This window comes from Arenimonas daejeonensis (assembly GCF_007993735.1).
In the GTDB taxonomy this organism is placed as follows: Bacteria; Pseudomonadota; Gammaproteobacteria; order Xanthomonadales; family Xanthomonadaceae; genus Arenimonas; species Arenimonas daejeonensis.
In genome coordinates this window covers 784,645-803,308 of the sequence record NZ_CP042453.1, presented here as the reverse complement: position 1 = coordinate 803,308, position 18,664 = coordinate 784,645, and the positions used below count along the sequence as shown (strand labels likewise).

The following is an 18,664-nucleotide window of genomic DNA, read 5'->3' as shown; positions in this document are numbered from 1 at the left end:
GGAGGCGGACTCTGCGGCGACAAGCTTTTGATCAAGGTCAACACGGCCTGCGGTCGCTTGGAGGACAGTCTGCCAAGCGGGTGCCGGTGCACCCGGATCCCGACGGGGAAGCGCCCATGAACCGCAATCGGAAACGACTGGAGTTGCGGACGCCGCGGTCCCGGCGTTCCTTGGCGTCGGCCCGGCGGGAACGCGAGGCGTCGCGCAGGGAACGCAACCGCGAAAGGCGCAAGAAGGAAATGGCAGGCGACGAGACCTGGTAATGCGCCGGCAGGCGGGTCGCGTTGACCCGCAGGGGCGGCGTGGGATCCCGGTCCATTCCGGTACCGCAGGCGATCAAGAGGATCCCGCACATGAACCTCGATTCCGTTCCCGTCTGGATCTTCTTCGTCGCCACCATCGCCGCCGTGATGGCGGCGGTCGAAGCCGGATACCGCCTGGGCCGCAGCTCGCACCGTCGTTCCGAGGACGAGAAGGAATCGCCCGCGTCGGGCGTGGCCGGCGCCATCCTCGGCCTGACCGCGTTCATGCTGGCCTTCACGTTCGGATTGGCCGCGAACCGCTACGACGCCAAGAAGACACTGGTGCGCGAGGATGCAAACGCGATCCGGCTGACTTACCTGCGCTCGGATTTCCTCACCGAGGCCGACCGTGCCGAAACCCGCACCTTGCTGCGCGAGTACCTGGACCTGCGGCTGGCGTTCGCGGACGAGGGCAGCGCACAGCCGGAAGCGGTACGTCCCACGCTGTTGCGGACCGACCAGATCCAGCGTCGCCTCTGGGACATCGCGGTCGCCAACGGCCGCCGGGACATGAACTCCGACGTTGGCGCGCTGTACATCCAATCACTCAGTGATGTTTTTGCGGTCCACGCGTCGCGTGTGTCCGTCGGGCTCCAGCTGCGTATTCCGCCTGGCGTGTGGGTGGCGCTGTACGCACTGATCGTGTTCGGCACCATGAGCATGGGCTACCACACCGGATTGTCCGGCTCCCGGCGGGCCAAGTCGGTCTTCATCCTGGCGGTGTCGTTCGCCCCATGGTCATCACCGTCATCGTGGCGATCGATCGTCCGGGGGTTACGTCCGGGTGACCCAGCAGCCGCTGGTCGACCTGCGGACGTTCATCGACGCCGGGGAATGACCCCAGCCGTCGTCACGGGATCGATTCGACGAACGGCTTGATGCCCAGGCTGCGGTAGATCGCGTCGGGGCGAAACACGCGGTCGCCGCGCACCACCAGCACACCACGCCGCAGCGCGGCGATGTCCTGCAGCGGGTCGCCGTCCACCACCAGCAGGTCCGCGGCCTGGCCCGGCGCGATGCGGCCGACCTTGACGCCGGTATTGGCGATGTCCGCGGCGGACGAAGTGGCCAGCCGGATCACTTCGGCGTTGGGAATGCCCGCCTGCACGTACAGCTCGAGCTCCCGGTGCAGGGTGAAGCCGACGATGCTGTCGGTGCCCGGCACCAATCGGACGCCAGCTTCGTGCAGCCTGCGGATCATGCCGAGCAGCGCCTCGGCCGACGCCGCGTAGCGCGCGGCGTTCCCCTCGTTGATGTCCAGGCTGCCGGCACGGGCCGACCGCTGCACCTGGGGCGGAAGATGATCGGCAACACTGGCCAGCACCGGCGAGACTTCGCCCGAGCGGTGGCGGAACATCTCGTCGAAGATGCTCACCGTCGGGTCCACCACGATGTCGCGCTGCTTGAGCAGGGCGATGAAGTCGCGGACTTCCGCGCTGTCCAGGTCCAGGTCGCCGCCCTTCTCCGCCACCTTCAGGAAACGCTGCGGCGTGCGGCTGTCGGTGTCGGCGTCGGACACGAAGTTCAGGAACAGCATGTTGACGTGCTGGATCTCGTCGAAACCCTGGCGCACCGCCTGTTCGGCGCTCATGAAGGCCGGGATGTGGCCCGACAGCCGCATGCCGTGGCCGTGGATGCGCGCCGCCATCGGCGCCACCCATTCGGGCGGGATGGACGAGTAGATCTTGACCTGCGGGTAACCCTGCGCGGCGTACTGGTCGATCTGCGCCAGGGCCTGCTCGAGCGTGTCCACCGGCGCGCCGGTCGGCGCCGTGTACGGACTTTTCTTGTCGATGAAACCGGAGCGCTGCAGCCGCGGCCCGACGAGTTCGCCGCTGGCGAAACTGGCCGCCACCTTCATCAGCTGCTCGTGGTCGTTGGCCAGGTCGCGCGCGCCGGTCACGCCGTTGGCGATGTGCAGCAGTCCGTCGGACGCACCGGCATGCACGTGCATGTCCCACAGGCCCGGCAGCACGATCCGCCCGGCGGCGGGGATCTGCGGCAGACCGCTGCAGTCGACGTCCGCGGGCGCGCCGACGGCTTCGATCACACCGTCGGCGATCAGCAGGTTGGCGGCCGGGTTCAACTTGCCCGTGTCCACGTCCAGCCAGCGCGCATCGCTCAGGCACCAGCGCGCGGGCATGCGTTGGGTCAGCTCGGTCGCACGCTGGCGCAGCAGGGTGTCTTCCGCCTGGTCCTGCAGCCGGCGGATTTCCTCCAGCACCTCGCCCCGCCCTTCCCGCGCCAGGCCCATCCAGCCATAGCTCAGCGCGAACAGGTCCTCGTCTTCATCCAGCCAGATGAATTCGGGCGTGAAGCCCAGCCCACTGATCGCGTGCAGGGTGGCGCGCTGCTTCTCGCCGCCGGTGGTGAATTCATGGCTCAGCAGCACCTCGATGCGGGCTTCGCCGGCCGGTAGCAGCGGCAGTCGCTGCCCCGGCGCACGCAGCAGCGCACGGGCCAGCAATGCCAGCTGGTCCGGCGTGCCTTCGGCGGCCGCGTAAAAGGACGGGCTTGTGGTGGTGCGCTCGCCGCGGTCCAGCGTGCTGTTCCACTTCGCCGCCCCTTCCACGCGGGAATAATCTTCCTGCACGGGCGCGCCCATGTAGCTGTTGCCGTCCACTTCGATCGCCAGCGGAAGTCCGGCCGCGTCGAGCGTGATCCGCTCGACCAGTTTCGGGCCGCGCCCGCGGTCGTTGAACTCGAACTCGCTGGTGCGTTGGCCCTGTTCGTCCACCCGGGTGACCAGCCCGCCGCTGCGTTCGCCCCGGTGATCCAGTCGTAGCGGATCTCGCGGGACTCGCCAGCTTGCACGGCGGGCGCGACGACGAGCAGGACAAGGACTTGCAGGCGGATCAACATGGCAGGGTTCCGGCACTGGGTTGCATGACCTTACATGAAACCGGCGGCAGGACCGGTGCGCGTCCGGCCGGTGGCCGTGAACGGAAATGACATGTCGCGCGATGCTTCACAGAACTTGTGCACGACCACTTAGCGTCCGGACCGGGAAGGCTGGTTTTCCTGTCGCTCGCGCCACACCGGTCAGTGCGTGTTGACGCGTGCGGGACCCTGGCGGGGCGTCCGCACCGGCCATCGCCATGGGCAGGATGGATGGCGTGCGTTAGGTTTCCGCCGCCAGCAATATTTCTGGCCAGAAGAGAGAACAGAACAATGCGAATGGTCACTTTTGATGAAATCAGCTTCGTTTCCGGCGGTAACGAGTCGCGCGCCGGTTATCAGCTGCCTGCCTGCAGTTCCGGCAGTTTCATCAGCTCCACGGTCCAGGGTGCCGTCGGCGGCGCGATCGGCGGCGCACTGGGCGCAGGCGTCGGCGCCGTGCCTGGAGCGATCATCGGCGCCGTTGGTGGGCTGGCCGCGCAGGGCCTGAGCTGCGCCGCGAGCCAGATCGCCGAAGAGGTCAAGCCCAACAGCGGCTGGTGAATGCATGACGGGGCCTTGCGCGCAGGGCCCCGTCCCTGCGGATTCGATCGATCTGGCGGAAGCCTGGAGATCGGCATCGGTGCCGTGGTGGCGACACGGGTCTTCTTCCTGTTCCTTTCGACGGCCCGCAGCAACCGAGGCCGCAGCTACCGGTCAGTCCGCTGCCGGGGGCGCTGCCTCGTCCGCAGGTCCCGGTTCGCCGGTGACTTCCGGCGACTCCACCGTATAACCCCGCTGCTCCAGCGCCGCCAGGTAACCGCTGGGGCCGATCACCCTGGGACAGGGACAGCATCGCCACGCTTTCGTCGTGCGTCGCCAGCGCCTTCTCGGCCTCGGCCAGCCAGGCGGCCTGCGCACGCGCCGGCACCTGGTCAAAACCGCGCGACTGCGCCAGCCCGCTCTGCAGGATGGCATCGGTGCAGGTCTTGGCGACGTCGGTGTAGGTCAACGCGCGCAGCCCGGCGATGTCGCCCAGCGCCCAGGCGTTGGCGCGTTGCGCAAGCGTGTCCATGTCGTTTTCGACCTGGTCGAGGATGCGGCGGAAACATTCGACGTCGTCCAGCGGTCGGGCGGCGAATTCCTTCACCGCGGCCTTGGCGTCGGCGACTACGAGGGTGACCTGCGGCCGCTGCAGCGGCACGTCGGCCTTCTTCGCCGCCTGCGTCACCGCGCGGCCGATGATGTCGCGCTGGCTCAGGTCGTGCGCGTCCAGAGCGCTTTCGCGCAGTTCGATCGCGGCCAGGATCGGGCGGCGTTTCTCGACGCCGCGGTCACGCCCCAGATAGACCGCCTTCAGCCGCGTCCAGCGTGCGTAGTCGGTCGCCGGCAGCACGTCCGCCAGCTTTTCCTTCTCCGGGTTGTTGCGCGCCGACATCAGCCGCGGCAGCAGGAAGATGCCGCCGAATGCCGCACCTTCGGCCTCGATCTTCACCGTCGGCGGCATCAGCACCACGCCGGCGCGGGCGATGTGGCGCTCCAGCGGCAGCGTGTTCCATTCCATGCGCTTGGGCAGCGGCCACAGGCCGGCCAGCACCCACATCACCTTGCCGTCGCGCGAGACTTTCCACAGGCCGGGACCCGGCTGCACGCCGCTGACCACCACGGCATCGAGCACCTTCATGCCGTCGATCTCGTCCGGCAGCGCTTCTTCTTCGGGTGACGGCGGTTGCGTTTCCGCGGCCTGCAGCGGCGACAGGCACAGGCTGGCGAACAGCAGGACGATCAATCGGGCAGCGGACAACGGCATGCGGGACCCTTCGCGCCCGGCGGAGGCCGGGACCGTGGGCCGATTCTAGGCCGCGTCAATCCGCTGTCACGTCCCCATCGACATACCACCACAGCTCCCGTTCACGCAGCGGCTTCAGCCGCCCCGGCGGGCCTCGACGATGATCTTCGCCATCGCGGCGTCGCCTTTCTCGATCAGCTCGACCGGCGTGAACGAGAAGCCGGTGAGCACCATCGCCTCGCCGACGCACCATTCGCGCTGTTCCTTGGTGAAGGCGGCGGCGCCGGCGGCGGCGGCTTCCAGCAGTTGCGGCGTGGGCACGGTGTCCTGCGGTTCGGGCGCGCGTTTGGCCGCGCGTTCCGGCGACGACGCCATTTCGGTCGCCTTGTTCGCTTCGGCCTTGAGCCAGGACACCCGCGCCAGCGCCACCGCCAGGCGGTCGCCGCCGTCCTTGAGCTGGGGCGCGGCGGTCGCCAGGGCGCCGAGCAGCGCGTCGCGTTCGACTCCCAGCGCCTTGTTTTCCTTTTCCAGCGCGGTGATGCGCGCCTGCATCGTGGCGCTGACCTGTTCGAGCTGGATGATCTCGGTGGCCGGGTCGACCAGCGACTTGGCGCCGAGCAGGCGCATCACCTTCTCGCTCAGGCGCGCGTGGATGGCCGGGTCGGAGAACTTGAGGTCACGCGAAGCGGTCTGCCAGGCCAGCGCGACCTGGCTGACGGTCTGCGCCTTCTCCGGCGGCAGCGCGTCGTTCACCGCTTCGCTGCTGGCGGCGGTCGAGGCGTTGATCGCGGACTGGATGGCCAGGTCCAGGCGTTCGCACAGCTCGGTCTTCTGGAAGTCGCGCGAGAGCTTGCGCAGTTCGATGCGGCAGTCGATGAGCAGGGAACGCAGGTCCTTCATGCGGCCATTCTATGCCCCGCCGGCCGGCCCGCGCTCATCGGCCGAGCAGGAACTGCAGCAGGTTGTTCTGGAAGTAGGCGTTGACCGACAGCTGGTCGTGGGTTTCGCACAGGAAGAAGCTCTGGGCCAGCGGGAAGAAGGCCGAAGGCTGGCCCGCCACGGTCGGCAGGCCGCGGCCGAGCTGGGAGTCACGGGTCACCAGGTCGTCGCCGGGCTGCAGCAGCAGGCGCTCGTAGTCCACGCCCTCGACCCGGGCCTTGACCTCGTCGGGGCGGATCACCAGGCGCTCGCTGGTGCCGTCGAAGTCGAGCACCGCCCGGGCCGGGGTGAGCGTGCAGTCGCCGCCGAACACCGCCACCTCGACGCCGTTGGCCTGCGCCGGCGCGCTGAGCGCCCGCTGGAACTGCTTGGCGCGCGCCAGGTGGCGCACGAAATAGGCCTGCAGCTCGGCCATATGTTCAGTTCGCCGGTTTCACGGTCCGGCGCATCGGCCAGGACACGCGCCTCGACTTCCGGCGAGAACACCGACCAGAGCCGCACGCGCCAGGCATCGGGGTCGTAGATGTCGAAGGGAATGGGCTTGCCTTCGGGTGAATAGATCACCTGCGCGTCCGGATGCGGCAGCGCCTCGAACGGCGTGGCGAAGGTCACCAGCACCTCCACCGGCACCGTGCGCCAGGCGATCCTGAAACCCTGCTGCAGGCGTTCGAGGCTGGTGACGGCGCCCAGGTTGGGCGTGCCCAGCAGCACCATGCGGCGGATCCGGTGCGCGCCCAGGTTCCAGGATGAACTCGTCCGAGGTCAACACGTCCTTGGGGCCGTAGCGCAGGTAGTAGTTGGCGATCAGGCCACCGTTGCTGTGCGCGACGATGTCCACCGCCAGGTCCGGGTCGTTGTAGTCGCGGCGGATCTGGTTGATCAGTTCGTGCAGCTGGCGCACGGCGACCAGGTTTTCCTTGCGCCAGTCGTACAGCAGCACGTAATAGCGGCGGCGGTCGTCGGCGCTGACCGGGGTGCCCGGCGTGCCACGCTTGAAGCGGCCGATGTTCTCCAGCGTGTCGCGCAGCGCGCCGTAGAAGTCGGTGCGGGCGACGCCGTAGAACAGGTCGCCCGGCACCAGGCCGCCGCCCTGCGCCTCGGCGGTCTTCATGCGCGCCAGTTCGCGGTATTCGCTGAAGGCCAGGGAGCCCAGGCCACCGGGCCAGAATTCCTTGCCGGTGTCCTTCTCCACCAGGGTCGAACCCATCAGGCCGTGGATCAGGATCACTGGCGGCTGGTGTGGGTTGCTGGTCTCGGCTTCGTACAGGCGCGCCAGGTCCGGCCGCTCCGGGGTGCCGGCGCAGGCCGCCAACAGCAGCGAGGAAAACAGCAGCAGGCTTCGGAACAGGCGCGTCATATGCCGCAATTCTCCCATCACCACCGCGGCCCGGCCATGCCGCGGTGGTGGGTTGCATCCCTGGTTCAGGGCGCGAGCGCGGCTTCCGCTTCCTGATGGCGAGGATAGTCGGTGTAACCCGCGGCGCCCGGCGTGTAGAGCGTGGCGGCGTCAAGGTCGGCGATAGGCGCACCCGTACGCAAGCGTTCGGGCAGGTCCGGGTTGCTGACGAACGGACGACCGAAGGCCACCAGGTCGGCCAGGCCGGCCGTCACGTCGGCCTGCGCGCGCGCGCCGTCGTAACCGCCGTTGAGGATGAGCGTGCCGGAGAAGGCGGCGCGCACGGCCGGCAGCAGTTCGGCCGGCACGGTGCCGCCGCCCAGGTGCAGGTAGGCGATGCCACGCGCCGAGAGTTCGGCGACGGTGGCCAGGAATTCCTCGCGCTCGCCGGCGAAACCGGACTCGAGGTCGTTGAACGCATTGAACGGGCTCAGGCGCACGCCGACCTTGTCCTTGCCGATCGCGGCGATGGTGGCGTCCACGGTCTCGAGCAGGAAACGGCGGCGGTTCTCGCCATTGCCGCCGTAGGCATCGGTGCGCTGGTTGCTGCGCGGATTCAGGAACTGCGCCAGCAAATAACCGTTGGCGGCGTGCAGCTCGACGCCGTCCACGCCGTGGGCAACGGCGAGTTTCGCGGCCTGCGCGAAACCCTCGCGCGCGCTGGCCAGGTCGGCCGCGTCCATGGCCCTGGGCACCGGGTGGTCCTGCATGCCGGCGCTGTCGGTCCAGATCTGGCCGGCCGCGGCGACCGCCGACGGCGCCAGCAGCTGCGCGCCCGCCGGCAGGTTGGCCGGGTGGCCGATGCGGCCGGTGTGCATCAGCTGGATGAAGAATTTCGCGCCGCCGGCGTGCACGGCATCGGCGATCTCGCCCCAGGCGCGGGCCTGGGCCGCGGTGAACAGGCCGGGGATGCGGGCGTAACCGAGCGCGTCCGGCGTCGGCGCGGTGCCTTCGCTGATGATCAGGCCGGCGCCGGCGCGCTGGGCGTAATAATCGCGCATCAGCGCATTGGGCAGGTTGCCCTCGGCGCGGGAGCGGGTCATCGGGGCCATGACGATGCGGTTGCGCAGGGTCAGGGGGCCGAGGCGGGTGGACTGGGTGAGCGGGGTGGCCATGTCGGGATCTCCGTGGAGGTGGGAGCAAGATGAACCCCTTCATTGCCGCAACAAAGCCCCATGATCGTTACGTATCGTTTCCATAACAGGATGATCCCGTGACACGGCACCCACGTCGATTGCGCTTGAATCGCGGCATGACCGTCCTGCGCCCCTGTTGCTCGGCCTGTGCCTGGCAAGCCCCCGGCGGCCGCCGAGCCCTTCGCCAACTCCCGCTTCGAGACCATCGACAGCGTGCGGGTGCACCTGCGCCACTGGCCGGCGACCGGTGGCGCGACCGGCTGCCCGGTGCTGCTGGTGCATGGCCTGGGCGGTTCGACCTTCAGCTTCCGCGATCTGGCGCCGGCGCTGGCGGCGGCCGGCCACCCGGTCTGGGCCCTGGACCTGCCGGCCTACGGCTACAGCGCCCGCGTGCCGTTCCCGGGCACCGCCGGGTCGGCCCTGCGGCCGTGGCTGGAAACCCAGGCGCCGGGCCGGCGCTGGTGCCTGCTGGGGCATTCGATGGGCACGCGGGTGGTGGCCGAACTGGCGCAGCAGCCGGGCACGGCGCGCAGCGTGGTGTACATCGCCGGCAACCCGATCATCTCGCCACGCGAACTGCGCAGCCGCGAACGTTACCGATCGCCGCGCTTCCGTCGCTTCATCGCCAGCCTGGTCGAGAGCCGCTACCTGCACCATCCCGAACGCATCGCCGGCCTGATCGAACGCGCCTACAACCGCGAACCCAGCGAAGCGGAAGTGAGCGGTTACCTGACGCCGCTGCAACAGCCGGGCACGGCGCTGGCGATCCTGACCGGCTATTCGGCGCAGTGGCCGCCGGCCGCCGACGCACAGCGACTGGACCGCGTGCCGACCCTTATGGTCTGGGGCGAGGACGACCGCTGGGTGAAGGCCGAGGCGGCCGAGCGCCTGCGCCGCGACCTGCCTTCGGCACGCTGGGTCACCATCGCCGGCGCCGGCCACGCGCCGATGGAAACGCATGTCGACGCGACCCGAGACGCGGTGCTGCGGCAGTTCGCCGACGGCGCGGTCGCCGCGCGCTGATCACTCCAGCGCCAGCTCCAGGCTGACCTGGCCGTCCTTGGCCGCCAGCGGCCGCGCACCGGTGACGAACACCCGCGTCGGTTCCAGTTCGCCGCCGGCCAGCAGCGCTTCCTGGATCGCCTGCGCGCGCGCCTGCGCCAGGGTCTCGAGCTCGGTGTCGGTGGGCGTGAACCGCGGCAGCAGCTCGGCCGTCAGCCAGGCCTGTTCGTGCGCCTCGCGCAGGGCCTTGCGGGCGGCGCGGTCGGCGTCTTCCGGCGGTTCGGCTTCGTCGGGGATCTTGGCGCGCCGGTCGAACTGCTGCTTGTACAGGTCGCGCAGCAGGTCGATGCGGTCGTCGGGTTCGAGCGCGTCGAGTGCGAAAGTCCCGTCCTCCGGGGTTTCCGCCAGCACCGCCAGCGCGGCGTCGAAACGCCGCTGCGCCAGCGCCGGCGCATCGAGTTCGGGCACCAGGCCGGCCGGCACTTCGATGCGCAGCTGCGGCCGCTCCGCCAGGCCCTTGGCCAACGCGGCCAGGCTGGTCTGCTGCTCCGGCGACAGCGCGGCGTCGCCAGGCGCGAACACCACGAACTGCGCATCCTCGGCGCCTTCGAACAGCGACCCGAGGAAGGCGAACGGCGCGGTGACGATCTTCACCACCAGGTTCTTGACGATCTGCCACACCACCGGGCCGACGCGGAACGTCGGGTCGTCCAGCGAACCGGTGATCGGCAGGTCCAGGTCGATCACGCCCTCGCGGTCCTTGAGCAGGCTGGTGGCCAGGCGGATCGGCAGCGAGACCTTGTCCTGGCTGTCGGTGGCCTCGCCCCATTCGAGCTGGTCCAGCACCACGTGGTGGTTGGCCTCGAGCTGGCGGTCGCGGATGGTGTAGTCGAGTTCGGTGGTGAGTTTTCCCTTGGCGATCGCGAAACCGGCGTAACGCCCCGAGTACGGATTGAACACCGGCAGGTCGATGTTGCGGAACTGCAGCTTCAGGTCGGTGTGCAGGTCGTAGCGGAAAGGATTGACCTCGCCCTGGATGATCACCGGCGAGAACTTGTTCACCACGAAGCCGGCCAGGTCCACCTTCGCGGCCCGGCGCGGGTTGCTGGACAGGCCGCGCACCGTGCCGTCGAGCGATTCGACCCTGGCGCTGAAGTTGGGCTGGATGAACCGGTCCGAGAAGCTCATGGTCGCGGCCACCAGGCGCAGCTCGGCGACGTCGATCGCCATGTCGGTCGCTTCGGTGACGGTGTGCACGCGTGCCGCCACCGCCTCCGTCAGGTGGGCCTGTGGCCGGGGCGACATCGCACGCACCAGGTTCACGGTCTGGTCGGGCGCGATCGCGACGACCATGGGAAAGGCTGGCGCGCGGTGATCCGCCGTGCTTTCACCGCATCCGGGCCCAGTCCCAGCTCCAGGCCTTCAAGGTCGGTGCGCTGCCAGCGCACGAGTTCTTCGCGATCGATCTGGTCCACCAGGCGGAAACCTTCCACCGAGGCCTCGCCGGCGTAACCGAGCCAGGGCGTGGCGCCTTCCGGGGCCAGCACGGCGCGGCCCTTCGCCGACAGGGTGCCGGAGGTGACGTCGGCGGCCATGCTCTGGTTGAGATACGGCTGCAGTTTCGGCAGCGCGAATCCCGACAGCGTGACCTCGAGGTCGGCCGCCAGGGTTTCCGGCGTGACGCTGCCGGCGGCGGTGAAGTCGGCGCTGTCGTCGATCCGGCCGGCGATCTGCACCGGCACCGGATGCGTGAGGTCCAGGTCGATGCCGGTGGCGGTGACCGACAGCGGCGCGATCCGGAACGGCACCGCCGGCGTCACCGAACGATCCTCGAAGGCGATCTGCGCGCCGGTCAACGTGAAGGTCTTCAGGCGCATCTGCCAGTCGGGTGCGGCCTCGGCCACGGCTTCGCGTGGTGTCTGCGCATCGGCGGGCACCGGCGGGATCACGACATCGGGCGTGGCTTCGACCGGCGGTGCCGGCGTCGGGGCGGCACCGCCTCCGGGGCCGGCGCCGGGGTCTCCTGCGCGGGCGCGGCATCCGCCGGCATACCGGCCAGCAGGCGTTCGATGCTGAAGCGGCCGTCGGGTTCGCGCCAGGAATCCACCTGCGCGCCCTCCACGGTGACGCTGTCCACGTCCACCGTGCCCTGGGCCCAGGACAGCCGGGTGTCGGCGACGGTGAGCTTGGGCAGCACCACCCGGTCCTCGCCGTGGCCGGTTTCGCGCAGCGTGAGCCCGGTGCCGGTGATCTCCGGCAGGCTCGCTTCCAGGGACGTGGCCTGGTCGTAACGGAAATCGTAGGTGCCGGCCAGGTCCAGTTCGCCGGCCGCGAGCTCGAACGGCAATTGTTCGCTGGCGAATTCCCAGACGCTGCGCGCCTTGAGTCCGCGGATGCTGAATTCGCCCTGCGAGCTCACCGGCTGCGCCGCGATCCGGCCCTTCCAGTCGAACCGTTCGCCGGCTTCGCTGGCCGCGCTGAGGGTGAAATCGCCGCCCTCGGGCGTGGTGCGGAAGTCGCTGAGTTCGAACTGGATCGGCGCCAGCACTTTTTCCGGCTGCTGGCGCCGGCTGCGGTCGGCGAAATTGACCTGGCCGCGCGAGACGATCAGCTGTTCGATGTGCACGCCGGGCAAGGGCTCCGGCTCGGCCTGCGGCGGCGCGTCGGGCACCAGGTCCATCAGGTTGAGCGAGCCGTCGGGCCGGATGATGGCGCGCGCGAACGGACCGTTCAGCCGCACGATCCTGAAGGTCCAGGCGCGCCGCCACAGCGAGGCCAGTTCGAAATCGACATAGAGCCGCTCGAGCGCCAGCAGCGGCTCGTCCGGATCCGCGACCACCAGGTCGTGCACGGTCATCTCGAAGGTGAAGGGGTGGGTCTGCACTTCGCCCACCGACACCGGCACGCCGAGCGCGGCGCTGCCGTCGGCGATGATCGCGTCGCGGATCAGCCGTGGCGCCCACCAGAAGCCCGCGGCCGCATACAGGCCCAGGGGCCAGGGCCAGGGCGCCGGGGATCCAGACCCGCTTACGCTTCAGCCAGGGCGGCATGCGGAAACTCTCGTCCGGGGGAGGGCCATCATCGGCCCGCGCGGGTTAAGACGGCAAGACAGCGGCTGCGTTAGGCTGCCGCGGACCCTGCCGATGGAGATCCCCCGATGCGTCACTTCGTCCATGCCTTCGCCGCCGCCGCCGCACTGCTGCTGGTGGCCTGCGCCACGCCGTCGTCCGAAGCCGACGCCAACAGCGAGGCCCCGCCGGCCATGGCCGGCGAACCCGCCGGTACCGAGCCACCCCTTCCCGAAGCCCCCACCGCGGAGACGCCCGCCATGACCTGTGACGCCACCCCGGTGCAGTGGACCCTCGGCCAGGTCGCCGACGAAGCCCTGGTCGCCAAAGCCAAGACCGACTCCGGCTCCGAACGCATGCGCGTGATCAAACCCGGCATGGCCGTGACCATGGACTACCGCGAAGACCGCCTGAACCTGGACGTGGACGCCGACAACAAGGTCACCCGCGCGTACTGCGGCTGAGCCGGCGCCCGGCGGGTTATCGTCGGGCTGGTACCGACCGGGGAACGGCGCGATGAACCAGGACACCACCGGACAGTGGGCGGCCGTCGCCGCCCTGTTCGACAAGCTGCACGAACTCGACCCCGAAGACCGCGAACGCGCCCTCGCCCGCGCCGACGTGGACGAGGCGACGCGGGACCGCGTGCGGCGCATGTTCCGGGCGCTGGAGTCGCAGCCCGGCTTCCTGGAGAAGCCGGCGGAATCGGTGCCGGAGCCCGAAACCCCGGAGTACAGCTCGCTGTCGCCGGAAGAGGTCGTCGGCGATTTCCGGATCGAAAAGCTGATCGGCCGCGGCGGCATGGGCGAGGTCTACCTGGCCGTGCGCCACGATGCCGACTTCGAACAGCACGTGGCACTGAAGCTGATCCGCCCGGAGGCCGCCGGCGCGATGGCGCACTTCGGCAACGAGCGACGCATCCTGGCCGCGCTCGAACACCCCGGCATCGCCCGCCTGGTGGATGGCGGCATCGCACCCGATGGCCGCCCCTACATGGCCATGGAATACGTGGATGGCCTGGACATCCTGCGGTATGCGGATGCCAAACGGCTGGGGCTGGACGCACGCCTGAATCTGTTCCGTGAAATCTGCAACGCGGTGGACTTCGCCCACCGCAACCTGGTGGTGCACCGCGACCTAAAGCCCGCCAACATCCTGGTCACCGGCGACGGCCACGTGAAACTGCTGGATTTCGGAATCGCCCGGCTGATGGCCGAAAGTGCGACGCCAGCCCAGACCCTGCACCTGCTGACGCCCGACTACGCCGCGCCGGAACAGATCGAAGGCGGCGCGATCACCATGGCCACCGACGTGTATTCGCTGGGCCTGCTGCTGTTCGAACTTCTGGTCGGCGCCTCGCCCTGGCGCCTGCGCGACTCCGCCCTGCCCACCACCCTGGCGCGCCGGCTGGAAGCCGACCCGCCGCCGCCCAGCGAGGTCGCCACCCGCGACGGACCGGTGCTGCGGCGCAAGCTGTTCGGCGACCTGGACGCGATCGTGCTCAAGGCCCTGCGCCGCGAACCGGCCGCGCGTTACCAGAGCGCCTCGCAGCTGTGGAACGACATCGCCCGGCACCAGCGCCGCGAACCGGTGCACGCGCGCGGCGACACACGCGGCTACCGGCTGCGGCGTTTCATCAGCCGGCACCGGGTGGCGGTGGCGGTCAGCACGGCGGTGATGGTGCCGCTGCTGGCCGGCCTGGTCGGCGTGGCCTGGCAGGCGCGCGAGGCCGAACGCGAACGCGACCAGGCCCGGCTGGAGATGGCCCGCGCCGAGGCGGTGAAGAACTACCTGATGCTGATGTTCCGCACCGCCGGCGAAAACGCCGGCGCCGATTCGCTCACCGCCAAGCAGGTGCTGGACGAAAGCGCCAAGCGCCTGGCCGACCAGTACCGCGACCAGCCGCAGACCCGCGCCGAACTGCTCGAGACGCTGGGCGCGCTGTACGGCTACATGAACGACTACGAGGGCGCGGCGCCCCTGCTGCGCGAGTTCCTGGCCACGCCCGAGGCGCAGGCCGCGCCCGACCAGCGCGCCGAGATCTCGCTGCAGCTGGCCGAAGTCGAACTGCGGCGCGGCAACACCGCCGAAGCCCGGCGCCTGCTGGACGAGGCCCAGGCCTACTGGAACGCCGACCCCGGCCGGCACCGCATCGCTCTGCTCGGCAGCCGGCAATTGCAGGCGCAGGTGGAACGCGAGGAATCGGGCCTGCAGCGCTCGATCGACACACTGCGGGCCGCACTGGTCGAACACGACGCCCACTTCGGCCGCGAACACGCCTCCACCGCCAGCCTGCTCAACAGCCTGGGCATCGCCTACATGGGCAACAACGAGGTGGAGCCGGCCGATGCCGCCTTCGCCGATGCCTGGGCCGCCTACAGCGCGATCGGCCAGCAGCATTCGGCGGGCGCGCTGCTGACCCTGGGCAACTGGGCCGCGGTCGCGTTCCGGAAAAGCGACCTGGCCGCCGCCGAAGAGCGCCTGCGCCTGGCCAGCGGCCTGCGCCGCGACCTGTACGGACCGTCGGCGGCACTGGCGGCGATGCAGGCCAACCTGGGCAAGATCATCCTGCGCGGCGGCCGCGCCGACGAAGCGCTGCCGTTGCTGGAGGACGCCTTGGCCATGTCGCGCCAGTACACCGGCGAACAGAGCCCGCTCACCGTGGCCGTGCTGCAGAGCCTGGCCGAGACCCGGCTGCAACGCGGCGAGCTGGACCTGGCGGCGGCGCGGCTGGACGAAGCGCGCGCTGCGGCGCGTGCGCATTCGGGCGAAGACCAGGTGCTGTACGCGCTGTGCGACGGACTGGAAGCCCGCCTGCGGCTGGCGCGCGGCGATGCCGGGGGCGCGAACGCGATGGCCGACGTGATGGCGGCGAAACTGGCGGCGCTGGGCCCGGCAGGCGCGCCCTACCAGCCGGAGCTGCAGCGCCTGCGCGCGGACCTGCAGGCGGCCGTCACGAAGAAGGGTTGAGTTCGGTGAACAGCCAGGCCTTGGCCTTGAGCCAGTCCCGGCGCACGGTGCGTTCGCTGATGTCCAGCGCCTGCGCCGTTTCGGCATCGCTGTAACCGGCGAAGAAGCGGCACTCGACCACTTCGGCCAGGCGCGGCTCCATGTCCTGCAGCCGGGCCAGGGCCTCGTCCACGTGCAGGATCTGATCGTCGGACTCGATCACCACGCGTTCGGCTGCCGACAGCGTGTCGGGCACCATGCCGCCGCCGCGCTTGAGCGCGAAACGTTCGCGCGCCGCGTCCACCAGCACCTGGCGCATGGCCACGGCGGCGGCACGCAGGAAGTGTTCGCGGTCGTTCCAGCCCTCGACCTTGTGCAGTTTCAGATAGGTCTCGCTGATCAGGGCCGTGGTCTGCAGGGTCGGGGCATTGCCCAGGCGCCAGCGTTCGCGGCTGGCGACCTGCTTGAGCTCGGCGTACAGCGCCTGCACCAGCTCGCGGGAGGTTTCGCGTCGGGGGTTCGCGTTCTCGGCCATGGCGGCATTGTGTCCCAAGTCGCAGGCGCCCGCATTTCCGCGCGCCGGTCTCACCGGGTGAGACATGCTTACGGTGTCCTGTGGGCCCCATTCCGGCACCCGGCCCATGTTTCCCGCGACTTCCGCACTCTCCACGCCACTGCATCGCCACGCCCCGGGCCTCGTGCCCGCGCCCGAACGCGGCGGCCAGTCGCTGGGCACGCGCCTGGGCCGGAAATACGCCGACCGCATCACCGGCTGTTTCCACCTGCCGGGGCACGACGGCTCGTACGCACCGTTCCCCGCCGACCTGCCCGAAGCGCTGGTCGCGGCCCTGCGGACCCGCGGCATCGACCGGCTGTACAGCCACCAGGCCGAGGCCTGGTCCGCCACCCAGCGCGGCGAACACGTGGTGGTGGTCACGCCCACGGCCTCGGGAAAATCGCTGTGCTACACGCTGCCGGTGGTGGCCGCGGCGATGCGGCGCCAGGCCAAGGCGCTGTACCTGTTCCCGACCAAGGCGCTGGCGCAGGACCAGGTGGCCGAGCTGCTGGAACTGAACGCCGCCGGCGGCCTGGGCGTGAAGGCCTTCACCTTCGACGGCGACACCCCGGGCGATGCGCGCCAGGCGGTGCGCCTTCACGGCGACATCGTGGTGTCCAACCCGGACATGCTGCACCAGGGCATCCTGCCGCACCACACCAAGTGGGCGCAGTTCTTCGAGAACCTGCAGTACGTGGTGATCGACGAGGTGCACAGCTACCGCGGCGTGTTCGGTTCGCACCTGGCCAACGTGCTGCGGCGGCTGAAGCGGGTGTGCGCGTTCTACGGCGCGGACCCGACCTTCATCCTGTGCTCGGCCACCATCGGCAACCCGAAGGAACACGCCGAGGCGGTGATCGAAGCGCCGGTGACCGCCATCACCCGCTCCGGCGCGCCGCGCGGCGACCGCACCGTGCTGCTGTGGAACCCGCCGGTGGTGAACCCGGACCTGGGCCTGCGCGCGTCGGCGCGATCGCAGTCCAACCGCATCGCCCGGCTGGCGATCAAGGCCGGGCTGAAGACCCAGTGTTCGCGCAGTCGCGGACCATGGTCGAAGTGCTGACCAAATACCTCAAGGACGTGTTCGACCACGACCCGCGCAAGCCGGCGCGCATCCGCGCCTACCGCGGCGGTTACCTGCCGCAGGAACGCCGCGCCGCCGAACGCGACATGCGCGCCGGGCGCATAGACGGCATCGTCAGCACCTCGGCGCTGGAGCTGGGCGTGGACATCGGCGCACTCGACGTCGTGGTGCTCAACGGATATCCGGGTTCGATCGCCGCCACCTGGCAGCGCCTGGGCCGCGCCGGCCGCCGGCAGCAGTCGGCGCTGGGCGTGCTGGTGGCCAGCTCCGATCCGCTGGACCAGTACCTTATGGTGCGGCACCCGGAATTTTTCGAAGGCGCGCCGCCCGAACACGCGCGACTGCACGCCGACCAGCCGCTGATCCTGCTCGACCACCTGCGCTGCGCCGCCTTCGAACTGCCTTTCCTGGCCGGCGACCGCTTCGGCCCGGTGGACCCGCAGCCCTGGCTGGAAGTGCTGGCCGAGAGTGGCGTGGTGCACACCGAGGGCGAACGCTGGGACTGGATCGCCGACAGCTACCCGGCCAACGCGGTGTCGCTGCGTTCGGTGGCCGACGGCAACTTCGTGGTGGTGGACCGCAGCGACGGCCGCCAGGCGATCATCGCCGAGGTGGATTATTCCTCCGCCGCGCTCACGCTGTACGAGGGCGCGATCCACATGGTCCAGTCCACGCCCTACCAGGTGGAGCGGCTGGACTGGGACGGCCGCAAGGCCTACGTCACCCGCACGCACGTGGACTATTACACCGACGCGATCGACTACACGAAGCTGAAGGTGCTGGAACGTTTCGACGGCGTGCGCGCCGGCGACGGCAGTGCCCAGCATGGCGAGGTGCACGTGGTGCGGCGGGTGTCGGGCTACAAGAAGATCCGTTACTACACCCACGAAAACATCGGCTACGGGCCGGTCAACCTGCCCGACCAGGAAATCCACACCACCGCATTGTGGTGGCAGCTGCCGCAGGACGTGCTGGAACACGCCTTCGGCTCGCGCCAGGCGGCGCTGGACGGTTTATGGGCGCGGCACACGCACTGCACGTGGTGGCGGCGCTGTCGGTGATGGCGGAGGCGCGCGACCTGCAGAAGGCGATCGGCAGCGGCGACGGCGCCTGGTTCGCCCAGGCCGACGGCCGCGGACGCGGGCAGCTGCGCGGGGCCGACGGTTCGCTGGCGGATCCGGCGTCGGCGGAGCGCTTTACGCCCACTGTCTATCTCTACGACAACTATCCGGGTGGCGTCGGCCTGAGCGAGCCGTTGTGGCGGCGGCAGGCGGAACTGGTGCGGCAGGCGCGCGCGCTGGTGGTGGCCTGCGACTGCCGCGCCGGCTGCCCGGCCTGCGTGGGGCCGGCGCTGGCGGTCGACGAGGCGCGCGAGGGCGAGACGCCGCGCGCGCTGGCGATCCGTGTGTTCGATCTGTTGGCGACGGCATGAGCGTGGCGCTGGCGGAGCGGCTGCGGGTGTTGCGGCGGGATGCGGGGGCCTTGGCAAGTGCGGCCCCCTTTCCCAACCCTCTCCCGCAAGGGGAGAGGGAGTTTGTCCGTCGCGAGCCCGGATCTTCCCCGCAG

15 protein-coding genes and 1 pseudogene are annotated in these 18,664 nt (G+C 69.9%); 6 read left to right on the top strand and 10 right to left on the bottom strand.

Annotated elements, in window-relative coordinates; genetic code table 11:
• The first annotated feature begins 353 nt into the window (after positions 1 to 353).
• Positions 354 to 1,181, top strand: coding sequence for a bestrophin-like domain (locus tag FRZ33_RS03845; protein WP_146907755.1), 828 nt, complete (start codon positions 354 to 356; stop codon positions 1,179 to 1,181).
• On the opposite strand, the gene FRZ33_RS03840 is transcribed toward FRZ33_RS03845, so the two are convergent.
• Positions 1,153 to 3,039, bottom strand: coding sequence for an amidohydrolase family protein (locus tag FRZ33_RS03840; protein ID WP_146907753.1), 1,887 nt, complete (start codon positions 3,037 to 3,039; stop codon positions 1,153 to 1,155). The genes FRZ33_RS03845 and FRZ33_RS03840 overlap by 29 nt on opposite strands.
• Positions 3,040 to 3,473: 434 nt before the next feature.
• On the opposite strand from FRZ33_RS03840, the gene FRZ33_RS03835 reads away from it, so the two are divergent.
• Positions 3,474 to 3,743, top strand: coding sequence for a hypothetical protein (locus FRZ33_RS03835; protein WP_227978099.1), 270 nt, complete (start codon positions 3,474 to 3,476; stop codon positions 3,741 to 3,743).
• On the opposite strand, the gene FRZ33_RS03830 is transcribed toward FRZ33_RS03835, so the two are convergent.
• From FRZ33_RS03830 to FRZ33_RS03810, 5 genes are all read right to left on the bottom strand, one after another.
• Positions 3,721 to 4,989: a TraB/GumN family protein gene (locus FRZ33_RS03830; RefSeq protein ID WP_146907749.1), complete on the bottom strand. Its 1,269-nt coding sequence runs from the start codon at positions 4,987 to 4,989 to the stop codon at positions 3,721 to 3,723. The two genes, FRZ33_RS03835 and FRZ33_RS03830, sit on opposite strands and share 23 nt — an antisense overlap.
• Positions 4,990 to 5,103: 114 nt before the next feature.
• On the bottom strand, positions 5,104 to 5,868 hold the full coding sequence (locus tag FRZ33_RS03825; protein ID WP_146907747.1) for a hypothetical protein: 765 nt from the start codon (positions 5,866 to 5,868) through the stop codon (positions 5,104 to 5,106).
• A gap of 34 nt (positions 5,869 to 5,902) precedes the next feature.
• Positions 5,903 to 6,322 (bottom strand): hypothetical protein, encoded by a 420-nt coding sequence (locus FRZ33_RS03820; protein ID WP_146907745.1) that lies wholly within the window; start codon positions 6,320 to 6,322, stop codon positions 5,903 to 5,905.
• A gap of 18 nt (positions 6,323 to 6,340) precedes the next feature.
• On the bottom strand, positions 6,341 to 7,264 hold the full coding sequence (locus FRZ33_RS03815) for a lipase family protein (RefSeq protein ID WP_146907743.1): 924 nt from the start codon (positions 7,262 to 7,264) through the stop codon (positions 6,341 to 6,343).
• Between the two features lie 65 nt (positions 7,265 to 7,329).
• Positions 7,330 to 8,418 carry an alkene reductase gene (locus FRZ33_RS03810; protein WP_146907741.1) on the bottom strand — a complete coding sequence of 363 codons (1,089 nt, stop codon included), beginning with the start codon at positions 8,416 to 8,418 and terminating at the stop codon, positions 7,330 to 7,332.
• A 168-nt stretch (positions 8,419 to 8,586) separates the two neighbouring features.
• Between FRZ33_RS03810 and FRZ33_RS03805 the strand changes: the two genes are divergently transcribed.
• Positions 8,587 to 9,462 carry an alpha/beta fold hydrolase gene (locus FRZ33_RS03805; protein ID WP_146907740.1) on the top strand — a complete coding sequence of 292 codons (876 nt, stop codon included), beginning with the start codon at positions 8,587 to 8,589 and terminating at the stop codon, positions 9,460 to 9,462.
• Here FRZ33_RS03805 and FRZ33_RS03800 read toward each other — a convergent pair whose 3' ends face one another.
• From FRZ33_RS03800 to FRZ33_RS03790, 3 genes are read right to left on the bottom strand one after another with little or no spacing between them, the layout of a single operon-like run.
• Positions 9,463 to 10,794, bottom strand: coding sequence for a DUF748 domain-containing protein (locus FRZ33_RS03800; protein WP_146907738.1), 1,332 nt, complete (start codon positions 10,792 to 10,794; stop codon positions 9,463 to 9,465).
• Positions 10,761 to 11,390, bottom strand: a complete 630-nt coding sequence (locus tag FRZ33_RS03795) for a DUF748 domain-containing protein (RefSeq protein ID WP_146907736.1) — start codon at positions 11,388 to 11,390, stop codon at positions 10,761 to 10,763. The genes FRZ33_RS03800 and FRZ33_RS03795 overlap by 34 nt, the downstream gene beginning before the upstream one ends.
• Positions 11,387 to 12,427, bottom strand: coding sequence for a DUF748 domain-containing protein (locus FRZ33_RS03790; RefSeq protein WP_484463045.1), 1,041 nt, complete (start codon positions 12,425 to 12,427; stop codon positions 11,387 to 11,389). Before FRZ33_RS03790 ends, FRZ33_RS03795 begins: the two co-directional genes overlap by 4 nt.
• A 171-nt stretch (positions 12,428 to 12,598) precedes the next feature.
• Here FRZ33_RS03790 and FRZ33_RS03785 point away from each other — a divergent pair, with 171 nt between their 5' ends.
• Both FRZ33_RS03785 and FRZ33_RS03780 read left to right on the top strand, forming a co-directional pair.
• Positions 12,599 to 12,973, top strand: coding sequence for an I78 family peptidase inhibitor (locus tag FRZ33_RS03785; RefSeq protein WP_227978097.1), 375 nt, complete (start codon positions 12,599 to 12,601; stop codon positions 12,971 to 12,973).
• A 52-nt stretch (positions 12,974 to 13,025) separates the two neighbouring features.
• Entirely contained in the window at positions 13,026 to 15,479 is a 2,454-nt protein-coding gene (locus FRZ33_RS03780; RefSeq protein ID WP_146907732.1) for a serine/threonine-protein kinase, read from the top strand.
• On the opposite strand, the gene FRZ33_RS03775 is transcribed toward FRZ33_RS03780, so the two are convergent.
• Positions 15,463 to 15,993, bottom strand: coding sequence for an ECF-type sigma factor (locus FRZ33_RS03775; protein ID WP_146907730.1), 531 nt, complete (start codon positions 15,991 to 15,993; stop codon positions 15,463 to 15,465). The two genes, FRZ33_RS03780 and FRZ33_RS03775, sit on opposite strands and share 17 nt — an antisense overlap.
• Positions 15,994 to 16,099: 106 nt before the next feature.
• Between FRZ33_RS03775 and FRZ33_RS03770 the strand changes: the two are divergent.
• Positions 16,100 to 18,530: pseudogene (locus FRZ33_RS03770) on the top strand (DEAD/DEAH box helicase).
• The last annotated feature ends 134 nt before the right edge of the window (positions 18,531 to 18,664 follow it).

Bases quoted from the DNA above. Each gene is read 5' to 3' on its own strand.
- FRZ33_RS03825 (WP_146907747.1), bottom strand. From the start codon at position 5,868: ATGAAGGACCTGCGTTCCCTGCTCATCGACTGCCGCATCGAACTGCGC.
- FRZ33_RS03800 (WP_146907738.1), bottom strand. From the start codon at position 10,794: ATGGTCGTCGCGATCGCGCCCGACCAGACCGTGAACCTGGTGCGTGCG.
- FRZ33_RS03845 (WP_146907755.1), top strand. From the start codon at position 354: ATGAACCTCGATTCCGTTCCCGTCTGGATCTTCTTCGTCGCCACCATC.
- FRZ33_RS03820 (WP_146907745.1), bottom strand. From the start codon at position 6,322: ATGGCCGAGCTGCAGGCCTATTTCGTGCGCCACCTGGCGCGCGCCAAG.
- FRZ33_RS03775 (WP_146907730.1), bottom strand. From the start codon at position 15,993: ATGGCCGAGAACGCGAACCCCCGACGCGAAACCTCCCGCGAGCTGGTG.
- FRZ33_RS03815 (WP_146907743.1), bottom strand. From the start codon at position 7,264: ATGACGCGCCTGTTCCGAAGCCTGCTGCTGTTTTCCTCGCTGCTGTTG.
- FRZ33_RS03810 (WP_146907741.1), bottom strand. From the start codon at position 8,418: ATGGCCACCCCGCTCACCCAGTCCACCCGCCTCGGCCCCCTGACCCTG.
- FRZ33_RS03785 (WP_227978097.1), top strand. From the start codon at position 12,599: ATGCGTCACTTCGTCCATGCCTTCGCCGCCGCCGCCGCACTGCTGCTG.
- FRZ33_RS03830 (WP_146907749.1), bottom strand. From the start codon at position 4,989: ATGCCGTTGTCCGCTGCCCGATTGATCGTCCTGCTGTTCGCCAGCCTG.
- FRZ33_RS03835 (WP_227978099.1), top strand. From the start codon at position 3,474: ATGCGAATGGTCACTTTTGATGAAATCAGCTTCGTTTCCGGCGGTAAC.
- FRZ33_RS03780 (WP_146907732.1), top strand. From the start codon at position 13,026: ATGAACCAGGACACCACCGGACAGTGGGCGGCCGTCGCCGCCCTGTTC.